General features: G+C 66.3%; 15 protein-coding genes. 5 read left to right on the forward strand and 10 right to left on the reverse strand.

What is annotated here, in order from left to right; genetic code table 11:
• Positions 1 to 86: 86 nt before the first annotated feature.
• From KHY18_RS01790 to KHY18_RS01830, 9 genes are all read right to left on the reverse strand, one after another.
• Positions 87 to 896: an alpha/beta hydrolase gene (locus KHY18_RS01790; protein WP_213293609.1), complete on the reverse strand. Its 810-nt coding sequence runs from the start codon at positions 894 to 896 to the stop codon at positions 87 to 89.
• Positions 896 to 1,693, reverse strand: a complete 798-nt coding sequence (locus KHY18_RS01795) for an ABC transporter ATP-binding protein (RefSeq protein WP_213293611.1) — start codon at positions 1,691 to 1,693, stop codon at positions 896 to 898. Before KHY18_RS01795 ends, KHY18_RS01790 begins: the two co-directional genes overlap by 1 nt.
• Complete coding sequence (locus tag KHY18_RS01800; RefSeq protein WP_249728837.1) at positions 1,686 to 2,603, reverse strand: ABC transporter permease; 918 nt, start codon at positions 2,601 to 2,603, stop codon at positions 1,686 to 1,688. The genes KHY18_RS01795 and KHY18_RS01800 overlap by 8 nt, the downstream gene beginning before the upstream one ends.
• A 40-nt stretch (positions 2,604 to 2,643) precedes the next feature.
• Complete coding sequence (locus KHY18_RS01805) at positions 2,644 to 3,585, reverse strand: ABC transporter substrate-binding protein (protein WP_213293613.1); 942 nt, start codon at positions 3,583 to 3,585, stop codon at positions 2,644 to 2,646.
• Between the two features lie 296 nt (positions 3,586 to 3,881).
• Positions 3,882 to 7,607 carry a chemotaxis protein CheB gene (locus KHY18_RS01810; protein WP_213293616.1) on the reverse strand — a complete coding sequence of 1,242 codons (3,726 nt, stop codon included), beginning with the start codon at positions 7,605 to 7,607 and terminating at the stop codon, positions 3,882 to 3,884.
• Between the two features lie 237 nt (positions 7,608 to 7,844).
• A complete protein-coding gene (gene prpF / locus KHY18_RS01815) occupies positions 7,845 to 9,014 on the reverse strand; it encodes a 2-methylaconitate cis-trans isomerase PrpF (protein ID WP_213293619.1) in 1,170 nt (389 codons plus the stop codon).
• 15 nt (positions 9,015 to 9,029) lie between these two features.
• Complete coding sequence (locus KHY18_RS01820) at positions 9,030 to 9,914, reverse strand: isocitrate lyase/PEP mutase family protein (protein WP_213293622.1); 885 nt, start codon at positions 9,912 to 9,914, stop codon at positions 9,030 to 9,032.
• A 45-nt stretch (positions 9,915 to 9,959) separates the two neighbouring features.
• Positions 9,960 to 10,964, reverse strand: coding sequence for a quinone oxidoreductase family protein (locus KHY18_RS01825; protein WP_213293739.1), 1,005 nt, complete (start codon positions 10,962 to 10,964; stop codon positions 9,960 to 9,962).
• A 23-nt stretch (positions 10,965 to 10,987) separates the two neighbouring features.
• Complete coding sequence (locus KHY18_RS01830) at positions 10,988 to 11,965, reverse strand: Bug family tripartite tricarboxylate transporter substrate binding protein (protein ID WP_213293625.1); 978 nt, start codon at positions 11,963 to 11,965, stop codon at positions 10,988 to 10,990.
• Between the two features lie 174 nt (positions 11,966 to 12,139).
• On the opposite strand from KHY18_RS01830, the gene prpR reads away from it, so the two are divergent.
• The 5 genes from prpR (at position 12,140) to KHY18_RS01855 (ending at position 19,990) form a co-directional block, all read left to right on the forward strand.
• The gene (gene prpR, locus KHY18_RS01835) at positions 12,140 to 14,092 is read left to right on the forward strand and encodes a propionate catabolism operon regulatory protein PrpR (RefSeq protein ID WP_213293627.1); all 1,953 of its coding nucleotides are present in this window, start codon (positions 12,140 to 12,142) and stop codon (positions 14,090 to 14,092) included.
• Positions 14,093 to 14,552: 460 nt separating this feature from the next.
• The gene (locus KHY18_RS01840) at positions 14,553 to 15,197 is read left to right on the forward strand and encodes a (2Fe-2S)-binding protein (RefSeq protein WP_213293629.1); all 645 of its coding nucleotides are present in this window, start codon (positions 14,553 to 14,555) and stop codon (positions 15,195 to 15,197) included.
• Positions 15,197 to 17,515 (forward strand): xanthine dehydrogenase family protein molybdopterin-binding subunit, encoded by a 2,319-nt coding sequence (locus tag KHY18_RS01845; RefSeq protein WP_213293631.1) that lies wholly within the window; start codon positions 15,197 to 15,199, stop codon positions 17,513 to 17,515. The genes KHY18_RS01840 and KHY18_RS01845 overlap by 1 nt, the downstream gene beginning before the upstream one ends.
• A 15-nt stretch (positions 17,516 to 17,530) precedes the next feature.
• Entirely contained in the window at positions 17,531 to 18,850 is a 1,320-nt protein-coding gene (locus KHY18_RS01850; RefSeq protein ID WP_213293633.1) for a cytochrome c, read from the forward strand.
• A 165-nt stretch (positions 18,851 to 19,015) separates the two neighbouring features.
• The gene (locus KHY18_RS01855; RefSeq protein ID WP_213293635.1) at positions 19,016 to 19,990 is read left to right on the forward strand and encodes an XdhC family protein; all 975 of its coding nucleotides are present in this window, start codon (positions 19,016 to 19,018) and stop codon (positions 19,988 to 19,990) included.
• A gap of 21 nt (positions 19,991 to 20,011) precedes the next feature.
• Here KHY18_RS01855 and KHY18_RS01860 read toward each other — a convergent pair whose 3' ends face one another.
• Positions 20,012 to 21,238, reverse strand: a complete 1,227-nt coding sequence (locus KHY18_RS01860) for a GGDEF domain-containing protein (RefSeq protein ID WP_213293637.1) — start codon at positions 21,236 to 21,238, stop codon at positions 20,012 to 20,014.
• Positions 21,239 to 21,367: the final 129 nt, after the last annotated feature.

Below are 21,367 nucleotides of genomic sequence, written 5' to 3' on the forward strand. Positions count from 1 at the left end.
GGTTTCCCCCGTTCGTGGCGGGCTTGCCTAGGCGGCCCCGTCGAACCATGAACGGCCTGCCCTCCAGTAAATCCCAGCACAGGCTTTCAAATAAAAGCAACCAACCGCTGCAACAACACCCCATCCGGCGCAGCCAGCGCATTCAAAATGCTGAAATGGTCGCCCCCATCCACCGCCAGCAGCCCGCCTTCGCAGCCCTGGCGCAGCAGCGACAAGGCCAGGCTCTGCGCCTGCAGCTGCGGCAGTTCGGCCGTGCCGAATGCGGTGATGAACGGCTTGTCGACCAGCGGCAAATACAGCGGGCTCAGCGTTCGCACTTCTGTTGAGGTGAGCTGCAAGGCCGTGTTGAGATAGGTGTGCTGCAGCGGCGCGAGATCGTAGATGCCGCTGATGCCCAGGCCCGCGCGCACGCCTTCGCAGGCCAGGCCCAGCGCCGTCAGATGACCGCCGGCCGACCAGCCGCACAGCAGCAGCTCGCCGCTGCGGCCCTGTGCCAGCGCATGCGCGCGCACGGCCGCAATGCCTTGCCGCACTTGCGCGACGATCTGCGTGAGGCTGGCCTGCGGTGCCAGCGTATAGCCCAGCAGCGCGGCGTTCAGGCCCAGCGCCAGCGCGCCTTCGGCGACAAAGCGAAAGCTGTTCTTGTGGCGCATCTGCCAGTAGCCGCCGTGAATGAACAGCAGCGTGGGCGCGTCCGCGCGGCCCGGGAAGAAGTCGAAGACCTGGCGCTCGGCCTGGCCGTAGCGCTGGTCGATCTGGCCTTCGGCGCGGGCCAGCAGCGCGTCGCTGCGCGCATCGAAGCTGGCGAGCTGCGCCGCGCTGTCGCGCACCGCGGCCGTGTTGTCATAGGCTGCGTCGCGCAGCGCCTGGGGCAGGGCCTGCAGGCTGTCCAGCATCACGCGGCCTTGGGCAGCGACACATGGCTGCTGAGCATTTCCGTCAGCTCGCGGCGCACCAGATTGAACTCCGGGTCCGTGATGCAGCGCGGGCGCTCGAGCGGAATCCGGTAGTCGCGTTCGACACGGCCCGGCCCCGCGGTCATGACCACCACGCGGTCGGCGAGCAGCACGGCTTCCTCGACCGCATGGGTCACGAAAATCACCGTCAGTTTGGTCTTGGCCCAGATGTCGAGCAGCTCCTGCTGCAGCACTTCGCGCGTCAGCGCATCGAGCGCGCCGAACGGCTCGTCCATCAGCAGCACTTCACAGTCATTGGCCAGCGCGCGCGCGATCGATACGCGCTGCTTCATGCCGCCCGACAGCTGATTGGGGAAATGGTCGGCGAACTTGCCCAGGCCCACCATGTTCACGAAGCGGTCCGAAATCTCCTTGAGCCGCGCCGCGGGCAGGCCGCGCTGCTTGGGGCCGAAAGCGATGTTCTCGCGCACCGTGAGCCAGGGGAACAGGCCGTAGTCCTGGAACACCATGCCGCGCTCGGGTCCGGGCTCCTGGATGGGCGCGTGGTACATGCGCGCCGAGCCCGTCGACACCGGCTCGAAGCCGCCCATGATGCGCAGCAGCGTCGACTTGCCGCAGCCCGAGGCGCCGATCAGGCAGACGAATTCGCCTTTCTGAATCTGCAGGTTGACGTCCTTGAGCGCATGGATGGGACGGCCGTTGAGATTGAAGACCTTGCTGACGTTCGCGATGTCGAGAATGGGCGTCGGCTTGCGGTTGGCGATGGAATCAGACATTGTGTTGCGGGCTCCACTTGAGCAGACGGTTGTTGAGTGCGACGAGCAGGCGGTCGGTGACGAAACCGGTGAAGCCGATGACGACCATTCCCGATATCACCACGTCGGTGCGCGACAGCATGCGGCCGTCCATGATGGCCGCGCCCAGGCCTTCGGGCACGCCGGTCATCTCGCCCACGACGATCAGGAACCAGGCGATGCCGTGGCCCAGTCGCAGGCCGTTGAAGATCGACGGCAGCGCCGCGGGCAGCACCACCTGGCGGAACATCGATGCGCCCGTGCAGCCCAGCATCGCCGCAGCTTCGAACAGCCGCACCTCGACCGACTTCACGCCGAACGTGGTGTTGATCACGATGGGAAAGAACGCGCCCAGGAACACCAGGAAGATCGCGGCGTTCGGGCCCACGCCGAAGAAGATCATCGACAGCGGCAGCCAGGCCGTGACCGGCACGGGACGCAGCATCTGCAGCGTGGGATCGACCACGCGGCGAATCGTCGCGTTCTTGCCTATCACCAGGCCCAGCGGAATGCCGATCAGCGCGGCCAGCGCGAACGCGCCGTAGACGCGCGCCATCGACTGCAGCCAGTGCGTGCCCAGGGTCTCGCTGAACGCGTCGTCGTAGATGCCGCCAAACGCAAAATCCCACAGCATCAGCGCCACTTCCTTTGGCGGCGGCACCAGCATCGTTCCAGACCAGCGAATCGCCAGGTCCCAGGCGAGCAACAGGCCCAGCGGCAGCAGCGCCGGCACCACCCACTTCACCAGCCACAGGTGCAGCGCGCCGGGCTGGGGCGGCATCACGAACTCGTCAGGAAGGCTTTGCGCCGGCGCCGCCGACTGCGCGGGCGTGGCCTGCGCCACGGGTGCAGCCGCGGCACGCACGCTGGGTTCAAGAGTGGAAGTGGTCATGGCGGATCTTTCCGGAACAGGCAGCAGGGCGGGCGAGCGATCAGGACTGGGGGTTGAGGCCGGTCACGATGAAGCGGCTGTAGTCGGGCAGCTTGCGGATCTGCTTGCGCTCGAGCATCAGCGAGCCGTAGTACTTGCTGCGTTGTATCCAGTCGGCGTCGATCTTCCAGGTCAGCTTGACGTTGTCCGCGGCCAGGTTGGCGACATCGGCCGGCAGGCCCAGCTTGGCGCTGGCCATCTCGATCAGCGCGGGGCGGTTGGCCATCGCGTACTCCGATGCCTTGCGGTGGATTTCGAGGAACACCTTGGCGAGTTCGGCGTTGTCCTTGACGGTGTCGGCATGCGTGGTCATCACCATGTTGACCGCGCCGGTAGGGGTGCTGTACGGATACTCGAGCACCTTGCCCACGCCCTTGATGACGCTGATCGACGGGCCGGGCTCGGCACCCACATAGGCGTCGATATCGCCGCGCTCCAGCGCTCCGGCCATCTCGCTGAACGACACGCGCACCGACTTCACGTCCTTGATGGTCATGCCTTCGGCCTTGAGGCGGTCGAGGAACACGGCCTCCTGCGTGGAGCCCGGCAGAATGCCCACGCGCTTGTCCTTGAGCGCCTTGAACGTGGCCACGCCGCCGTCCTTGCGCACCACGATGGCGATGCCGCCATTGCACTGCGGCGCGATGATCACCACGGGCTCGCCCGCGGCCGCACCCAGCGTCGCGGCGGCCAGGCCGTAGGTACCGAAGTCGACCGACTTGGTGACCACCGCGTTCTTGCCGTCGGTAGGCGTCTCGAAAGGAATCACTTCGATCTTGTAGCCGGCCGGCGTGAACTTGTCATAGAAGTACGGCGTGATGCCATGGATCAGCTTCAGCGTGCCGACCTTGATGACCTTGTCCGCGGCATGCGCGGGCGCCACCATGGACGCGGCCAGTGCCGAAGAAGTCAGAGTTGCAAGCAAGAGTCGACGTGAAAACATAGCAGTTCCTTCGTGAATGAGGCCTTGGCGAAAATCGATCTGCGCTTGAATACTCTCTTGTACACAAGGCAGTCAAAGCCATTCAAGCAAACTGCGTGCCAGCTGTTTCTGGCACATTTTCCGGCGCTTTTCCCTCAGTGCCGCCGCCTTGGGCACCGCGGCAAGGCAAAGCGCACCATTTGCGATCAGCCTGCACGCTGATGAGGCAAGCGCGTGCCGGTGCGCCGACCAGAAATGCAAAACGCCGGCCTGCAGGCCGGCGTCTGGCGGTGCAGGGCTTGCCTGCGGCGCCGGGGCTAGTTTTGGAGCTGCGGCGAAGCCAACAGCCTCTGCATATGCCCGACATTCAGCGGCTTGACCACGTGCAGGTCAAACCCTGACTCTTTTGCAGCCGTGACGTCGCTGGGTTGGCCATAGCCCGTCACCGCGACCAGAAACAAGCCCTCGGTCTTGGCTTTGCGCAGCTTTCTCGCCAGCGCATAGCCGGTCATCGTCGGAAGCCCGATGTCGAGCAATGCCACGTCAGGATCGAAGGTGCGGGCCACTTCCAGTCCTGCGTAGCCGTCGTAGGCCAGCGCCACCTCGTGCCCCCACATGCGCAGCAGCTCCGCAATGCCGTTGGCGGCGTCGACGTTGTCATCCACCACCAGCACGCGACGCGCCTTGAACGCCACGTTCGGCCCATTGCCCGGCTCCACCACTTCAGCCGGCGGCACTCTTTGCATCAACGGCAGCCGCACGGTGAATCGGCTGCCGCGCTGATGACCCGCGCTGACAGCGGCCACGCCGCCGCCATGGGCCTCGACAATCTGCTTGACCAGCGTCAAGCCTATGCCCAGTCCGCCCTCGGCCCGGGAACGCGTGGTCTCCGATTGCAGGAACAAATCGAAGATGTGCGGCAGGATGTCGGGCGCAATGCCTGAGCCGTCGTCCACCACGGTCACCACCGCCTCGCTGGCGGCCACTTCCAGGCGCAACTCCACGTGGCCACCGCGGTCCGTGTACTTGCCGGCATTGTTCAGCAGATTGCCGAACACCTGCTCCAGACGGGTTGCGTCCCCCTCGATGATGAACTCGCTTTCAGGCAAGACGGTGACCAGTTGATGGCCGCGCTCCTCCATGAAAGGCATGTGGGCCAGCGCCACGTTCTTCAGCAGCTCGACCAGGGCGACAGGCTTGCGGCTCAACGACAGCTTGCCCCGCGTGATGCGCGAGATGTCCATGAGGTCATCGATCAGCCGTGTCATTGTGGTTACCTGACGATCGATCATCTGCAGCGAGGGACGCATGCTCTCGTCCTTGAGCTTCAGGCCCAGCACCTGGACGGAAGTACGGATAGGCGCGAGGGGATTGCGCAGCTCGTGTGCCAGCACGGCGATGAACTCATCCTTTCGATGGTCGTCGGCGCGTGCCGCCACCAGCCGGTCTTCCGCGGCGGTCGCATCCTCGAACGCCAGCAGCAGACGCGCCGACCGGTTGTCCATGGCAGGAACCTTGCGCGCATGCAGCAGCATGGACCGGTTCCCTATGCCCGGGAATTCGTGGTGCACGCGGTAGTTGTTGATCGGGCTGCTGGTGGTCAGCACCTGATCCAGCAGCATCCGCAGCTCAGGGATATTCCACTGCCCGTCGCCCAGCTCGAACAGCTGGCGGTTGAGCGTCATTCCCGGGTTCGTGAGGAAGCTGTCGTAGAACGCGTGGTTGGCCCGGTGAATGCACAGCGCCTGGTCCAGGACCAGCAGCGGATGGGCCATGGTATCGATCAGGGATTCGGCGTAGTTGGCGTGGAACTCGGCATCCTTGCGCGCGCGCAGCAACTCATTGTTCGTCACCTGCAGTTCACGGCTGCGGCTGAGCATTTCCTCGTTGGCGGTCTTCAATTCCTCATTGCTGGCTTGAAGCTCCTCGCGCGCCGTGACCAGTTCCTCGTTGCCGCTCAGAAATTCCTCGTTGGCCGATTGCAGCTCTTCCTGCGCGGAACGCGATTCTTCCAGCGCGGCTTCATAGGCCTCGTTGGTGGCGTGCAGATAGTCACGCAGGCTCTCCAGCTCCTCTTCCAGCTGGCGTATGCGCGCGTCCTTCTCGGACACTGGAATGTCAGGCCGGGCTTCGGGCTTTTGCACCCGGCTGTTGGCGTCGAACAGGATCAGGCAGAAGCTGGTCTTGGTCGCCGGCTCGCGCAGCGGGATGACCTCGACCGTGCCTTCGCGCTGTCCGGTCGGCGTGTCGACGCGCAGATCGTTCTTGAACACCGACGATCCCGATTGCTGCGCCTGCTTGATCACCGGCACCAGCTGCAACAGGATGCCCGGATGCGCAACGCGATGCAGGTTCAGGCTGGCGGTGCCGCTGGCATGCTCCAGATAAGGGCTGGTCTGGCCGCGGAACTGCACGATGTTGAGCCGGTCGTCGACCAGGATGCTGGCAGGAGCGAAGCGTGACAGCAGCAGCCCGTCGGCCTTGCGCTGGACCTGGCTGTCGTCGACGAAGCTCGGCTGGACCATCTCGGCCGGCGTCGCCGACTTCTTGCCCGGATGGGCCACCAGCACCGCCTCGATCGAACCGCGCGCCGGCATGGCGCGTCGATAGACCATGCGGTGGCTGGAGTCCGTGCGCTTGAAGAACTGGCTTTCCTCGTCCGCGTTCTCGGCCGGGCCGAGGATCAGGAAACCCTCGGGCTTGAGCGCGTAATGGAAATGGCGCAGCACCCGGCGCTGCAGCCCGGTGTCAAGATAGATCAGCAGGTTGCAGCAGCTGATCAGATCCATGCGCGAGAACGGTGGATCGCGCGCCACGTTCTGGCGGGCGAACACGCACAGCTCGCGGATATGTTTCGCCACACGGTAGCGGCGGTTCTCGTGCACGAAAAAGCGCTGCAGCCGCGCCGCCGAAACCCGCTCGGCGATGCTTTCCGGGAAAGAGCCTTGGCGCGCCTGCTCGATAGCCGCCTCGTTGAGATCGGTGCCGAAAATCTGGATGGTGATGTCCTGCGCACGTTCGCCCAGGAACTCCATCAGGCAGATCGCCAGCGAATAGACCTCTTCACCGGTGGCGCAGGCCGGCACCCAGATACGCAGCGGATCGGAATGGCTGCGGCCGCGCACCAGCGCGGGCAGGATGCTCTGCTTGAGCGCCGTGTAGATGGCCTCCTCGCGGAAAAATGAAGTCACGCGGATGAGGAAGTCGTCATACAGCGCGGCCAGCTCCACCGGGTTGTCCTGCAGCAACTCGAGGTAGGAAGACATCTGCGTCTCGCTCACCAGGGCCATGCGGCGTTGCAGGCGGCGTTGCAGCGTATTCGGCTTGTATTGGGTGAAATCCGCCTGGTAGACGTTGTTGAGCAACTCGAAGATCTTTTCCAGCGCGGCCTCCGGCGCCACGCTTTCCAATGCCTTGTCGTCCTCGTCGTCGCGGAAGTAAGGGTGGCGCGCAATCTTGCCCAGCTCAGCGGCCATGTCGCTCGGGTGCAGCATGCGGTCGATACACCCCGTCTGTATCGCGGACTTGGGCATGCCGTCAAAGGCGGCGGAGCCAGGCTCCTGGGCCAGGGTGACCCCTGCGGCGGCCTTGATCTCCTTGACTCCTTCGGTGCCGTCGCTGCCGGTGCCGGACAGCACGATGCCTATGGCCTTGCCCGGGCGTTGCTGCGCAAGGGAGGCGAACAAGGCATCCACCGGCAGATGCCGCACGCCCGCATGGGAGCGCGCGGTCAGCTTGATCCGGTTGCCCACAACCGTCATGACGGTGTCGGGCGGAATCACATAGGCATTGTCCGGCTCGATCACCTGCTCGTGACCGACGCGCACGGGGACGGTGGTGCGCTTGGCAAGCACCTCGGCAAGGTGGCTCTCATGCCGAGGGTCCATGTGCGAGACGATGAGGTAGGCCAGGCCAAGATCGGGCGTCAGCGCCTCGAACAGCTGGTTCATGGCTTCAAGGCCGCCGGCAGAAGCGCCGATGCCGACCAGCGGAACCAGCCGGTTGCGCGCGTCGGGGCTTTCCTCCGGATCAGTATTCGTCATTGCATATCCCCCGGATGTAATGCACGTCATTAGCCATTAGGTGGTCCTTCGACACCATGCAGATCGTTCGAAGTCACGCCAATGCGAGTGACTGGTGGACAGACCGCGCGAGCGGTGCTTGGAAATAAATGTTAACTTAGGACCAATCACCCCTGCCGCCGGGCTGCCGCTGAGCGCCGACACTCCCTCTGATCGGCTTGCGGCACCGCCCCTGACCCTGGCCGCATAGAGTCGCTCTCAACCGACTGGCGGCACCAGCACCACGCCTTCCATCAGGCGGCGCGCCGAACGGCTCAGGCTCACCTGGCTGATGACCCAGCCGCGTTCCGGCTGGTGCTCGGCCTTCGCGCCCACGGCGAGCACGCCCGAAGTGTGGCCCATGCGCACGTCCCGGCCCGCAGCGCCGGGGCGCAGCGCCTGGGCGACGATGCTGCCGTCGACGGCCGCGGCCGCGCCCACGGCGACCGCGCCCGTGCCGGTGATCGCGTGGTGCAGCTTGCCCATGGAGACAATGCGCACCAGCAGATCAAGCGCCTGCGCGGGCACGGCCTTGCCGCTGGACGCGACATAGTCGGCGGGCGGCGCGACCCACGCCAGCTTGGGCGTTCCCGGGCGCGAGGCCGTGGCCTGGGCCGCCGAAGTCGCCAGGCCCATGGCCACCGCGCCCGCGGCGCGCACCGCCTCGATGCGCGCCAGCAGCGCCGCATCGCCATTGACGTCGGGCTGCAACTCCTTGCCCGTGAGCCCCAGGTCGCCGGCGCGCAGGAAGATCGTCGGATTGCCGGCGTTGATATAGGTGACATCGAACGTGCCCACGCCTTCAACGGCCAGCACATCGGCGACGCGGCCCGTGGGCAGCAGCGACTCCTCGGCGCTGGAACCATCGCCGCCGGGCGCGAGAAATTCGAGACGCACCTGGGCCGCGGGAAACGCCACGCCGTCGAGCACGAAGTCGCCCAGCTCCTGCACCGATCCGCCCGCCATGGGCACATGGGCGACGATGACCTTGCCGATGTTGGCCTGCCAGATGCGCACCACGGCCATGCCATCGGCCGGTGCATCGACCAGGCCGCGCGCGATCGCGAACGGGCCCACGGCCGTGGTCAGGTTGCCGCAGTTGCCGGTCCAGTCGATGCGCGGCTGCTCGATATCGACCTGGCCGAACAGGTAGTCGACATCGCAGTCGGCGCGCGCGCTGCGCGACACCAGCACCACCTTGCTGGTGCTCGACGTCGCCGCGCCCATGCCGTCGGTCTGCTTGCCGTAGGGGTCGGGGCTGCCGATCACGCGCAGCAGCAGCGCATCGCGCCGCGCGGGGTCGGCGGGCACATCGGCGGTCTCGAAAAAGACGCCCTTGCTGCTGCCGCCGCGCATAAAGGTGGCGCGCACCTCGATTTGTTTTTGCATTCCGTGACTCCTGGTTCAGCCCTTCGCGGCCTGCACAGCGTAGCGCGCATCGAGCGCGTCGAACGCGGTCTTCTGCACCAGTGCCTGGCGCTCGGCGAACGTCGCCACAAGATCGGGGTCTTCGGGCAGTTCGCCGCGGCGCTGCAGCTCGGCCAGCGCATTGGTCATGCCGCGCACCGCGCCCTGCAAGGCCGCATTCGCGTAGAGCACCATGCCGAAGCCCATCTCGGCGAATTCCGCGGCCGGCAAGGCCGGCGTCTTGCCGCCTATCACCACGTTGACGATCTGCGGGCAAGGCAGGTCGCTGGCGATGCGGCGCAGCTCGTCCACGCTGGTCGGTGCTTCGACGAAAGTCACGTCGGCGCCGGCTTCGGCGAAGGCGCGCGCGCGGTCGAGCGCAGCGTCGAGGCCATGGATGGCGCGCGCGTCGGTGCGCGCAATGATCAGGAAGTCACCGGACACGCGCGCATCGACCGCGGCCTTGATCTTGCTGACCATCTCGGCCTGGTTGATCACCGCCTTGCCCGCGAAGTGGCCGCATTTCTTGGGCATCACCTGGTCTTCGATCTGGATGGCGTTCGCACCCGCGCGCTCGAGCGTGCGCACCGTGTGGCGCACGTTGAGCGCATTTCCGAAGCCGGTGTCGGCATCGACGATCAGCGGCAGCGCCACGGCGTCGCGAATGGCCGCGGTATGGCTGGCGATGTCATTGAGGCTCACGAAGCCCAGGTCGGGCATGCCGTAGAAGTTGTTGGTCAGGCCCGCGCCGCTGAGATACACGGCTTCGAAGCCCATGGTTTCGATCACGCGCGCGGCCAGCGCATTGCCCGCGCCCGGCACCAGCAGGCCGCGGCGTTCGTTGAGAAAGGTGCGCAGCAAAGTGCCGGGATGGGTGCTCATGGTGTGTCCTGAAAAAACGCAGAAAGATAATTTTGAAAAGTCGGTCTAGCGGTGGCGCTCATCGATCCACACCACGCTCTTGCCCAGCTGCTCGCGCGCTTCTATGCGCGCATGCACCAGGTGCACGTCGTCGAGCGTGCAGGGCGCGGCCATGTCGATCGACAGCGCGCCCGCGGCAATCGCCGAGAACACCGCGTCGGCGCGGCGCTGGATGGTCGCGGCATCCGTCATGTGATCGGCCAGGCGCGGGCGCGTGAGCAGCAGCGAGCCGGCCTCGCCGAGTTCGATCGGATCGAGATCGACCACCGAGCCCGACACATTGCCATAGTTGACGATCAGCCCGCGCGTGCGCGCCGCGCGAAAGCTGTCGCGCAGCGTGGCCGCTCCCAGCGAATCGAACACCACGTCAACGCCCTGCCCGCCCGTCGCGCGGCGCACCGCGTCGGCGAAGCCGCCGTTGTCATAGGCCATGGTCTGGTCGGCGCCGCGCTGCGCGGCCACGGCGCGCTTGTGCGGCGTGCTGGCCGTGGCGAACACCGTCGCGCCCAGGCGCTTGGCCATCTGGATCAGCAGTTGCCCAATGCTGCCCGAGCCCGCATGCACCAGGCAGCTCTGGCCTGGCGCGAGCCGCGCGACATCGTCGACGAGGTAATGCGCGGTGCTGCCCTGGAACATCGCCGCGGCCGCCATGTCGAAGCCGATCGCATCGGGAATGCGCGCCGCCTGGAAGGCCGGCACGCAGGCGTACTGCGCGTAGCTGCCCCAGGCAATGCACCAGGCCACGCGATCGCCCACGGCCAGGTGCGTCACGCCCTCGCCCAGCGCCAGCACCACGCCCGCGCCTTCCATGCCCAGCGTGCAGGGCACGCGCGGCGGATAGGTGCGCGACTGCCGGTATTTGCCCTGGCGCGTGTGGATGTCCATGAAGTTGACACCCGCGCACACGACCTGCACCAGCACCTGGCCTGGCAGCGGCGCGGGCACGGGCACATCGCTGCGCAGCTGCACGACTTCGGGGCCGCCGTAGCGCTCGATGGTGATGGCGCGCATCACGCGTGGCACGGCCTGGGCGTTCATTGCACGACGATCTTGTTGTGGCGCACCACTTCGGCCCACTTGGCGGTTTCGCTGCGCACCAGCGCTTCGAACTGCTGGGCCGTGCCGCCGCCGATCTCATTGCCCTGGCTCAGCATCTGCGCCTTGATCGTAGGATCGGCCAGCGCCTTGTTCACCACGGCATTGAGCTGGCGCACGATGCCTGCGGGCATGCCGGCCGGGCCGATCAGGCCTTGCCAGTTTTCCATCACGAAGCCCGGCACGCCCGACTCGGCCATGGTCGGCACGTCGGGCATCATCGGCGAGCGATTGCTGCTGGTGATCGCCAGCGCGCGCATCTTGCCGGCCTTGACCGAAGGCACGGCCGAGTACATGGGCTCGAACATGAAATCGAGCTGGCCGCCGAGCAGATCGACCACCGCCGCCGCACCGCCCTTGTAGGGAATGTGGGTCATCTCGGTATCGGTCATCGACTTGAACAGCTCGCCCGACAGGTGGTGCGCGCCGCCGGGGCCGCTGGAGCCGAACGACAGGCCGCCGGGCTTGGTCTTGGTCGCGGCAATCACGTCGGCCACCGAACGCAGCGGCGAATCGGTCTTGACCACCAGCATCAGCGGGCCGCGCTCGAGCAGCGCGATCATCGTCAGCTCCTTGAGCGGATCGAACGTCGACTTCTTGTACAGCGACGAGTTCACCGCCATCGGCGCCATGTTGCCAATGCCCAGCGTGTAGCCGTCGGGCCTGGAACGCGCGATCGCCTGCGTGCCGATGTTGCCGCCCGCACCCGGGCGGTTCTCGACGATCACCGACTGGCCCATTTCAGCGCTCATGAACTTGCCGATCTGGCGCGCGCGCTGATCGGCGCTGCCGCCCGCGGTGAACGCCACGACGATGGTGATGGGCTTGCTGGGGAATGTCTCCTGCGCCTGGGCCGTGCTCCACAGGCCCTGCGCTGCAGTCAGGGCCCCGGCCTGTATCAAGGTTCTACGTTTCATGGTTTTTGTACTCATTGTGAAAGGCAACGCCCTGCTGATTGCAAACGCCATGCCAACCCTTGACACCGCGACAAGCGATTGATTTCATTGGCTTTTTTCATTCAATCAAAAATACGTTCGCGCTTTCATTGCAAGATTGAAACACGGCATGTTTCAGTATTGCTACCATCGCCCATGCCCAACCTGTTCCATGCCGTCCCGACCCGCTCCGACCTGCCCTGCGTGCTGGTCGTCAGCGCCTACGAACTCGCCGACGTCGCGCTGTCGGTCGCGCCGCAATTCCAGGGCCGGGCGCAGATCCGCATCGAACGCGGCAACCTGGACCGCGGCGTCGAACTGGTGAAAAAAGCGATCGCCCAGGACGGCGTCGAAGTGGTCGTCAGCGCGGGCTCCAACGCCAGCTATCTGCGCAGCCGCATCGACGCGCCGCTGGTCACGGTGCGCGTCGGCGGCTTCGACATCATGGCCGCGCTGGCCACGGCGCGCGCCGCGCAGGGCGATATCGCGCTGGTGTTCTTTCGCGAGATTCCTGATGATGTCGCGCGCTTTCTGCGCAACTACGATCTGCCCGTGCAACTGCACGCCTACGAGTCCGAAGCCCATGCGCATGCGCTGGTCGAGCAGCTCGCGGCCAGCGGCGTCACCGCCATCGTGGGGCCGGGCGTGGCGGTGCGCGCAGCCCACCAGCGCGGCCTGCGCGGCGTGCTGCTGTACTCGCGCGATTCGATTGCGGCGGCCATCGAAGATGCGATTCAACTGGTGATCTCCCGGCGCGCCGAACGCTCCGAGCGCGAGCGCCTGGCCGCTGTTCTGCGCCACCTCGACAGCGGCGTGGTCGCCACCGATGCCCAGGGCCTTATCCTCGCCGCCAACCCCGCGGCCGACGCGCTGACCGGCGTGGCGCTGACGTCCGCCGTGGGCCAGCCGCTGCAGCAGTGGCTGGCCGCGCTCGATCCCCTGGCCGTGCAGGGCAGCGACGATGCGGCGCGCGTGGCACGCGTGCAGGAATGGGCGCAGCGCAAGGTGCTGGTGCACGGCCAGCCCATCATGGAAAGCGGCCGGCCCAACGGCGCGGTGTTCACGCTCGAACGCTCGAGCACGGTGGAGCAGGCGTTTCGCAAGCTGCGCGCGCATGAGCGCGAACGCAGCCGGCCCGCGCGCTACACGCTCGCGCATGTGGTGCAGGCCTCGGCGCAGATGCAGGCCGTGGTGCGCCGCTGCGAGACCGTGGCCGCGCTGACCGAAGCGCCGGTGCTGATCACGGGCGCGACGGGCGTGGGCAAGGAGCTGATCGCCCAGGGCATACACAGCGCGAGCCGGCGCCGCGGCCAGCGTTTCGTCGCGGTGAACTGCGGCGCGCTGACCGAAAGCCTGCTCGAAAGTGAGCTGTTCGGTTATGAAGACGGCGCCTTCACCGGCGCGCGCCGCGAAGGCAAGGCCGGCCTGTTCGAAGCCGCGCACCGCGGCACGGTGTTTCTCGACGAGATCGGCGAGCTGCCGTTCGCGCTGCAGACACGGCTTTTGCGCGTGCTGCAGGAGCGCGAAGTCACGCGCGTGGGCGCGAATGCGCCCGTGGCCATAGACATCCGGGTTCTCGCCGCGACCCACCGCGATCTCGCGGCCATGGTGCGCACCGGCCGCTTTCGCGAAGACCTGTACTTTCGCATTGCGGTGCTGCGCATCGACCTCGCCCCGCTGGCCGAGCGTCCCGAAGACCTGCAAGTGCTGGCCGACATGATGGTGCAGACCGCGATGCGCGAGATCGGCCTCGCACAGTCGATGGCGCCGGTGCTGCGCCTGCTGCCGGCCGTGGTCGCGCGCCACCGCTGGCCCGGCAATGCGCGCGAACTGCACAACTTCGCGCAGCGCGTGGCCGTGCGCTGCGTGGAGCTGGCGAGCACGCCCGACCTGGCCGATCTGATGGCGCTGATCGATCTGCCCGCAGCGCCAGAGGCAGCGCAACCGGCCGCCGACGCCTCGCTGGCAACAGAGCGTACACACCATGAATTGCGTCATATCCAGCAGGTGCTCGCAGACTGCGACGGCGACCAGAACGCGGCGGCGAAGGCGCTGGGAATCAGCCGTACGACGCTCTGGCGCCGCCTGAAGGGCAGCGCGCGGGGCTAGGCGCCCAGCCGCCGGCAACACTACTCCTGCTGCACTCCTCGCGCTCGGGGTCTTCTATAACACCCAAGACTCGACTCGGGTTTCGTCGGGCGTCGGGAACACCTGGGCGAAAACCACTAGCATTCGCGCTTGTTCATATTCCCCATTCAGAAAATGCCGGCCCCTGGCATTGCGTTTTCTGCTGACGATCATCTGCCTTCATAGCCGTGCAATCCATGCGCTCGCGCATGGATTCCCACGTGGAATTTTTCCATTCCCTTGCGGAATTTGCGAAGAATTCGCTACCTCCCCCCTTTCCACTCATCCGCGAAAGTCAGCTCGCGCTGATTAATCGTTCGCTTTTTGCATTGCAAAAGCAATATCCAATTTTCAGAAACAGAAAACAAAACCGATTATCTCGACTGCGTTCCCTGCTCATCAAAAACAACCGCGCTCAAAGCGCGAAAACATATAACACGCGATGAAATTCAAACTCAATGGCAATACGGTGGATGCAGACAAGGCATCTGCCGATACCCCCTTGCTGTATGTCCTGCGCAATGACATGCAGCTCAACGGTCCCAAATACGGCTGCGGCCTGGGCCAATGCGGCGCCTGCGCCGTGCTGATCGACGGCAAGGTGGCGCGCTCGTGCTCCGTGCCGCTGTCCGTGGTCAACGGCAAGGAAGTGACCACACTCGAAGGCCTGTCGCCCGAAGCCACGCGCCAGGCGCAGGCCCAGGTCGCGCTGGACCCGCTGTTCAAGGACCTGGGCGACAGCTCGCTGCAGCCCCAGGCCGCGGCCGCCACGCAGGCCGTGCTGCTGCACCCGGTGCAACAGGCGTTCATCGACACCCAGGCCGCGCAATGCGGCTACTGCGTCAACGGAATGATCATGGCCCTGGTGGCCCTGTTCGACAAACGCCCGCAGGCCAGCGATGAAGAAATCAAGAAGCAGCTCGCCCACCACCTGTGCCGCTGCGGCACCCACCTCGAGATCCTCGACGCCGCGGCGCGCGCGCGCGATCTGATCGCCCAAGGCCGCCATGTGCACAGCGCCGTGGCGGTCGTTCAAGGCGCCTGCGCAACGCATGGCCAGGCCGCATGTTCCAAGGAGCTGGTGTGATGTTCGGATTCAAGACTACTTCGCGCGACGACCAGCCCGGCACGCTGCAGCTGACGCGCCGCCAATTGCTCAAGACCGGCGGCCTGATCATGGTCAGCGCCGCGGCCACCGGCCCGCTGGCCATTCTCGCGGGCACGGGCCCGCTGCTGCACCCGCCGACACCCGCGCAAGGCCCGTTTCCCGTGCCCGCGGGCACGCTGGTCGACAGCTTCATCGCCATCAGCGCCAATGGCGACGTGATCGGCTTCAACGGCCACGTGGACCTGGGCACGGGCGTGCGCACGGCCATAGGCCAGCTCGTGGCCGACGAGATCGAGACCGATATCGCGCGCGTGCGCATCATCCTGGGCCACACCACGCGCACGCCCGACCTGGGCCCGACGATCGCCAGCGACACCATCCAGAACACGTCTACGCCCATGCGCCAGGCCGCGCGCCAGGTGCGCCAGCTGCTGATCAACCTGGCCGCGCAACGCTGGTCGGTGCCCGCGGCCCAGCTGCGCACCGAGAACGGTTTCGTCATCGGCGCGGGCAAGCGCCTGTCGTACGGCGAACTCGCCGCGGGCCAGGACCTGCACATCGATCTCGACCAGCACATGCCGCTGCGCTCGAGCAAGGAACACAAGTACATCGGCCAGTCGGTGCCGCGCGTGGACATTCCGAACAAGGTACTGGGCGCGCTGACCTATGTGCACGACGTGCGCCTGCCCGGCATGCTGCACGGCCGCGTCGTGCGCCCGCCCTACACCGGCGCGGACCACACGGCGCCGCTGGGCGACAGCCTGATCTCCGTGGACCACGACTCCATCAAGCACCTGCCCGGCATCGTCAAGGTCGTGGTGCAAGGTGACTTCGTCGGCATCGTCGCCGAGCGCGAGGAGCAGGCCATCGCCGCCATGCACCAGCTCAAGGTGCAATGGAAGGAATGGGCAGGCCTGCCCGACCTGAGTCTCGAAGGCCTGCGCGCCACGCTCAACCAGCTCGAGAAGGCGCCGCGCATGCTGCGCGAGGATGACAACTTCAAGGACGCGATCCAGAAGGTCACGCAGCCGCTGGAGCGCGAATACGTCTGGCCGTACCACATGCATGCCTCGATCGGTCCGTCCTGCGCGGTCGCGCAGTTCGCCGACGGCAAGGCCGAAGTCTGGTCGGGAACGCAGAACCCGCACGACCTGCGCAAGGACCTGGGAAAGCTCATAGACCTGCACGCCGACTACGTCAACGTGCACCGCCTCGAAGCCTCGGGCTGCTACGGCCGCAACTGCGCCGACGACGTCGCCGCCGACGCGCTGCTGCTGGCGCGCGCCGTGGGCAAGCCGGTGCGCGTGCAGCTGATGCGCGAACAGGAATCGGGCTGGGAGCCCAAGGGCACGGGCCAGCTGATCAAGCTGCGCGGCGGCCTCGACGACGCCGGCAATGTCGTCGCCTACGAGCTGCAGACCAGCTACCCGTCGAACCTCTCGCCCACGCTCGCGCTGGTGCTGACCGGCAAGGTCAAGAACGAGAAGAAGGTGCTGCAGATGGGCGACCGCACGTCGATCCCGCTGTACGACTACCCGTCGGTGCGCGCGGTGTCGCTGGACGCCGCGCCCATGGTGCGCGCGTCGTGGATGCGCGGTGTTTCGGCCCTGCCCAACGTGCTCGCGCACGAATGCTGGATAGACGAAGCCGCCTATCTGGCCAAGGCCGACCCGATTGCCTACCGCCTGCGCTACATGTTGGACGAGCGCGCGGTCGGCGTGATGAAGGCCGCGCACCGCCTGAGCCAATGGCAGGACGGCGTCGCGTTCCGCGCGCCCACCGCGGCCGATCAGAAGATCGCCAAGGGCCGGGGCTTCGCCTACGCGCGCTACTTCCACAGCAAGTTCCCGGGCTTCGGCGCGGCCTGGGCCGCCTGGGTCTGCGATGTCTCGGTCAACCGCGAGACCGGCGAAGTCAAGGTCGACAAGGTGTTCTGCACGCACGACTGCGGCGCCATGGTCAACCCGGCCGGCGTGCGCCACCAGGTGCACGGCAACATCATCCAGTCGACCAGCCGTGCGCTCAAGGAATTCGTGACCTTCGACGCCAGCGGCACCACGTCGCTCGACTGGGGGGGCTACCCGCTGCTGCGTTTCGACGAACTGCCGCAAGTCGAGATCGAACTGCTCGAGCTGCCGCATGAAGCGCCCATGGGCGCGGGCGAGTCGGCCTCGGTGCCCAGCGCGGCCGCGATCGCCAACGCCATCTTCGATGCCACCGGTGTGCGCCTCACGGAAGTGCCGTTCACGCCCAGCCGTGTGCTGGCCGCGCTGCGCCAGGCGCAAGCTCGCAAATAACCCCCGGACAGCCACATGAAAACCATCAAGAAAATCACCCTGGGGGGCCTGGGCCTGGTCGCCGTTGCCGGCGCCGCATTCCTCGCCGTGACCCATCATGGCGAAATCGCGCCCCAGCAAGGCATTGCCGTGCAGGACTTCTCGGCCCAGCAGATCGCCAACGGCAAGACGCTGGTCGCGATGGGCGACTGCGCCGTGTGCCACACCGCCAAGAATGGCGCCGAAAACGCGGGCGGCTTCCCCATGCCCAGCCCGTTCGGCACCATCTACTCGACCAACATCACGCCCGACCCCGAAACCGGTATCGGCCGCTGGTCGTATGAGGCATTCGAGCGCGCGATGCGCCACGGCATAGACCGCGAAGGCCGGCACCTCTACCCCGCGTTTCCGTACACCGCGTTCACGCGCGTGACGGACGACGACATGCATGACATCTATGCCTACCTGATGACGCAGCCCGCGGTCAAAAGCGATGGTCCGAAGACGGCGCTGGGCTTTCCGTTCAACATCCGGCGCGGCATTGCCGCCTGGAACTGGCTCAATCTGACTCCCGGCCCCGTGGCCGACGTCGCGAGCCAGACGCCCGAATGGAACCGCGGTGCCTACATCGCCGAAGGCCTGGGCCACTGCAGCGCCTGCCACTCGCCGCGCGATGCGTTCTCGGGCGAAAAGAAAGGCATCTTCCATCTGGCCGGCGGTTCCGCCGAAGGCTGGGACGCGCCCGCGCTGACCACGGCCACGGCCGCGCCCGTGCCATGGACGTCCGATGACCTGCTGCAATACTTCCGCACCGGCGCCTCGCAGCGCCACGGCGTGGCCGCAGGCCCCATGGCCCCCGTCGCCCATGGCCTGGCCCAGCTCGACGACAAGGACCTGCAGGCGCTGACCACGTACATCCTGTCGTACAAGAAGGCCGACGCCCAGCCCGTCGACGCCCAGGCGCTGGTGCGCAAGGCCGAGACCGCGCAAGCCGTTCCCGCCGATGCCCAGGGCCTGCGCCTGTACCAGGGCGCGTGCATGAGCTGCCACAGCAGCGATCCGCAAGGCCAGCTCGCCGAATCCACGTTCGGCAGCCGTCCCCAGCTCGCGCTCAACACCAACATGCATGCGCAGTCGCCCAACAACGCCGTGCGTGCCGTTCTCGAAGGAATACAGGCACCCGCGCACGCGGAACTGGGCACCATGCCGTCGTTCCGCTACGCACTCAGCGATGCGCAGATCGCCGTGCTGCTCAACACCATGCGCGCCCAGTACGGCCTGCAGGAGTGGCCCGACCTGAAGCAAACCGTGGCCAAGGTGCGCGCCGAGACCGATCCGGCCAAGGCCCACCACTGAGGGTTTAACGGACCGCCGCGCAGCGTGTGCGCGGTGGTCCATCTAAACTTTGCGAAAACAAAGACGTTCTTCCAAGCCTCTCCAACCATGACGAGCGCAAACCGTTCGCCCTGAGCCGGCCGCGCCAAAGGATGAACGGCCCCCTCCAGCCAAAGCCCCGCCCCCATGAACCACATCGACATCACCGTCCTGCAACAACTGCACCGCTGGCGTGCCCAGGGCCTGCACGCCGTGCTGGCCACGGTCGTGCGCACCTGGGGCTCGTCGCCCCGGCCCGTGGGCGCCATGATGGCGCTGTGCGAAAACGGCCAGACCGTGGGCTCGGTCTCCGGCGGCTGCATCGAGGACGACCTGCTGCAGCGCTACACGCGCCTGGGCGAACAGATGGACCACGCGCGCGGCTGGGCCCAGCCGCCGCGCCATGTGACCTACGGTGTCACGGCCGACGAAGCCCATCGCTTCGGCCTGCCCTGCGGCGGCACGCTCGAACTGGTGCTCGAATTCGATCCCGATGCGCAAGGTCTGCAGCAACTGACGGAACAGCTGCTGTCCGGCGCGCTCGTGCGCCGCAGCCTGGACCTCGCGACCGGCGAAGCCACGCTAAGCCAGACCGATGCGCCCCAGGCGCTGGCCATCGACGCCCAGACCCTGCACAACGTGCTGGGCCCCGGTTACCGCATGCTGCTCATCGGTGCCGGCACGCTGACCGAATACCTCGCGACCATGGCCATCTTCAACGGCTTCGTCGTCACCATCTGCGACCCGCGCCAGGAATACATGGCCTCGCTGCAGATCCAGGGCGTGCAGCGCAGCACGCTGATGCCCGATGACGCCGTTACCGCCTTCCGGCCCGATCTGCGCAGCTGCGTGATCGCGCTCAGCCACGACCCCAAGCTCGACGATATGGCCTTGCTCGAAGCCATGCAGAGCCCGGCGTTCTATGTGGGCGCTATCGGTTCGCGCCGCAATGCGCAAAGCCGACGCGAGCGCATGCAGGAGCATTTCGATGTCGCACCCGACACGCTTGCGCGCCTGCACTCGCCCGCCGGACTATCGATAGGCAGCAAGACGCCCGCCGAGATTGCCGTGAGCATCATGGCCCAGGTCATCGCGCACAAGAACGGCAATCTGATCGCCTGAACGGCGCCGCGCGCTGCGGCTTCAGGCGGCAGCGACGGCCGCCTTTTCGGCGGTCTTCGTGCCTTCTGCCGCGCCGCTGACGTCGGGCCCGCAGACCCGATTGCGGCCTGCCTCCTTGGCGCGGTAGAGCTGGGCATCGGCTTGCAGGAACAGGCTGTCGGTGGTGGTCGCGGGCTCGGCCTGGGCAATGCCTATGCTGGCCGTGAGGCAAGAAGCCGTGGGCGAGTACTCATGCAGGATATGCAACCCCTGCAACTGCGCCAGCAGATGCTGCATGCGCCGCGTCAGCGCCGGCGCTTCGTCGGCATAGCTCAGCAGACCGAATTCCTCGCCGCCCAGGCGTATCGCCAGATCCATGGGACGGGCCGCATAGTGCCCGAGGACCAGCGCCACCTGCTGCAAGGCACGGTCACCCGCCTTGTGCCCGTAATGGTCGTTGTAGAGCTTGAAATGGTCGAGATCGAGTATCGCCAGCATCAACGTCTTGCCGTCGCGCTGCGCCTGCGCCAGGCAGACGTCGAAGTGACGCTGGAAACTGCGGCGATTCGCCAGGCCCGTGAGAGGGTCGTGGGCGGCCTCCCAGTCCAGCAGGCGCCGCAGCAGAAACTGCTCGCGCGCGCCGCGCTCGCGCAGATAGCTGCCGAACGCCATCATGGCCATGCACACCATCAACAGGCTCGCGGTCTCGCGAAAATCCATCCAGTGCGCAAGCGGCAGCATCTTCCACGCGGCGAACCAGTAGGCGCCGAGCAGCACGGCAGAGACAGGCAACGCCTGTCTGAGTGTGACGCCGCAGGGAAACAGCACCGTCATCAAAATCAGGATGGACGCGGCCATGCCATCGCTTATGTTCAGACGGTTGTAAACATAGGCGCACACGAAAGTGCAGACGCAATACACCGCAATGGTCGCCAGGCCCGCCGTCCCCATCCAGACGCTTTGGCGCAGACGCGGCAGATTGATCAGCAGTGCGCCCAGCGCCAGCAGATTCACCAGCCGCGCGGGAATGATGATTTGCAGATAGCGTGCCTCGTTCGCCGTGCCCTCTATGTGCTGCACATAGCGCAGCACATCCCAGCCGACCACCCCCAGCCATAGGGCGAGACCGATCCAGGCGCAGGCCACGAAGTTCACCGATTGGGTTTCGCGCAGGAAACCCATGAACTCGCGCTCGATGTCCGGCGCAAAGCGCAGCCAGCGGTAACGGCTTTGCAGTTCATGCCGATAAAGGTATGAAGCGTTATCCATCGCGGACGGAGTGAGAGGCGACGTGGGCATATGGAAGCTTAAGCCTGTTCACACTGTTTTGTTGGCGTTGCGCGCACCGGCACGTTTGCCGTACCAGGACCTCGGTTTGCGCCATGTGCAGGGACCGCA

The organism is Acidovorax sp. CCYZU-2555, assembly GCF_018413525.1.
Classification (GTDB): Bacteria; Pseudomonadota; Gammaproteobacteria; order Burkholderiales; family Burkholderiaceae_C; genus Comamonas.

Coding starts and splice junctions, on each gene's coding strand:
- KHY18_RS01790 (WP_213293609.1), bottom strand. CDS start 896: ATGCTGGACAGCCTGCAGGCCCTGCCCCAGGCGCTGCGCGACGCAGCC.
- KHY18_RS01795 (WP_213293611.1), bottom strand. CDS start 1,693: ATGTCTGATTCCATCGCCAACCGCAAGCCGACGCCCATTCTCGACATC.
- KHY18_RS01800 (WP_249728837.1), bottom strand. CDS start 2,603: ATGACCACTTCCACTCTTGAACCCAGCGTGCGTGCCGCGGCTGCACCC.
- KHY18_RS01805 (WP_213293613.1), bottom strand. CDS start 3,585: ATGTTTTCACGTCGACTCTTGCTTGCAACTCTGACTTCTTCGGCACTG.
- KHY18_RS01810 (WP_213293616.1), bottom strand. CDS start 7,607: ATGACGAATACTGATCCGGAGGAAAGCCCCGACGCGCGCAACCGGCTG.
- prpF (WP_213293619.1), bottom strand. CDS start 9,014: ATGCAAAAACAAATCGAGGTGCGCGCCACCTTTATGCGCGGCGGCAGC.
- KHY18_RS01820 (WP_213293622.1), bottom strand. CDS start 9,914: ATGAGCACCCATCCCGGCACTTTGCTGCGCACCTTTCTCAACGAACGC.
- KHY18_RS01825 (WP_213293739.1), bottom strand. CDS start 10,964: ATGCGCGCCATCACCATCGAGCGCTACGGCGGCCCCGAAGTCGTGCAG.
- KHY18_RS01830 (WP_213293625.1), bottom strand. CDS start 11,965: ATGAAACGTAGAACCTTGATACAGGCCGGGGCCCTGACTGCAGCGCAG.
- prpR (WP_213293627.1), top strand. CDS start 12,140: ATGCCCAACCTGTTCCATGCCGTCCCGACCCGCTCCGACCTGCCCTGC.
- KHY18_RS01840 (WP_213293629.1), top strand. CDS start 14,553: ATGAAATTCAAACTCAATGGCAATACGGTGGATGCAGACAAGGCATCT.
- KHY18_RS01845 (WP_213293631.1), top strand. CDS start 15,197: ATGTTCGGATTCAAGACTACTTCGCGCGACGACCAGCCCGGCACGCTG.
- KHY18_RS01850 (WP_213293633.1), top strand. CDS start 17,531: ATGAAAACCATCAAGAAAATCACCCTGGGGGGCCTGGGCCTGGTCGCC.
- KHY18_RS01855 (WP_213293635.1), top strand. CDS start 19,016: ATGAACCACATCGACATCACCGTCCTGCAACAACTGCACCGCTGGCGT.
- KHY18_RS01860 (WP_213293637.1), bottom strand. CDS start 21,238: ATGGATAACGCTTCATACCTTTATCGGCATGAACTGCAAAGCCGTTAC.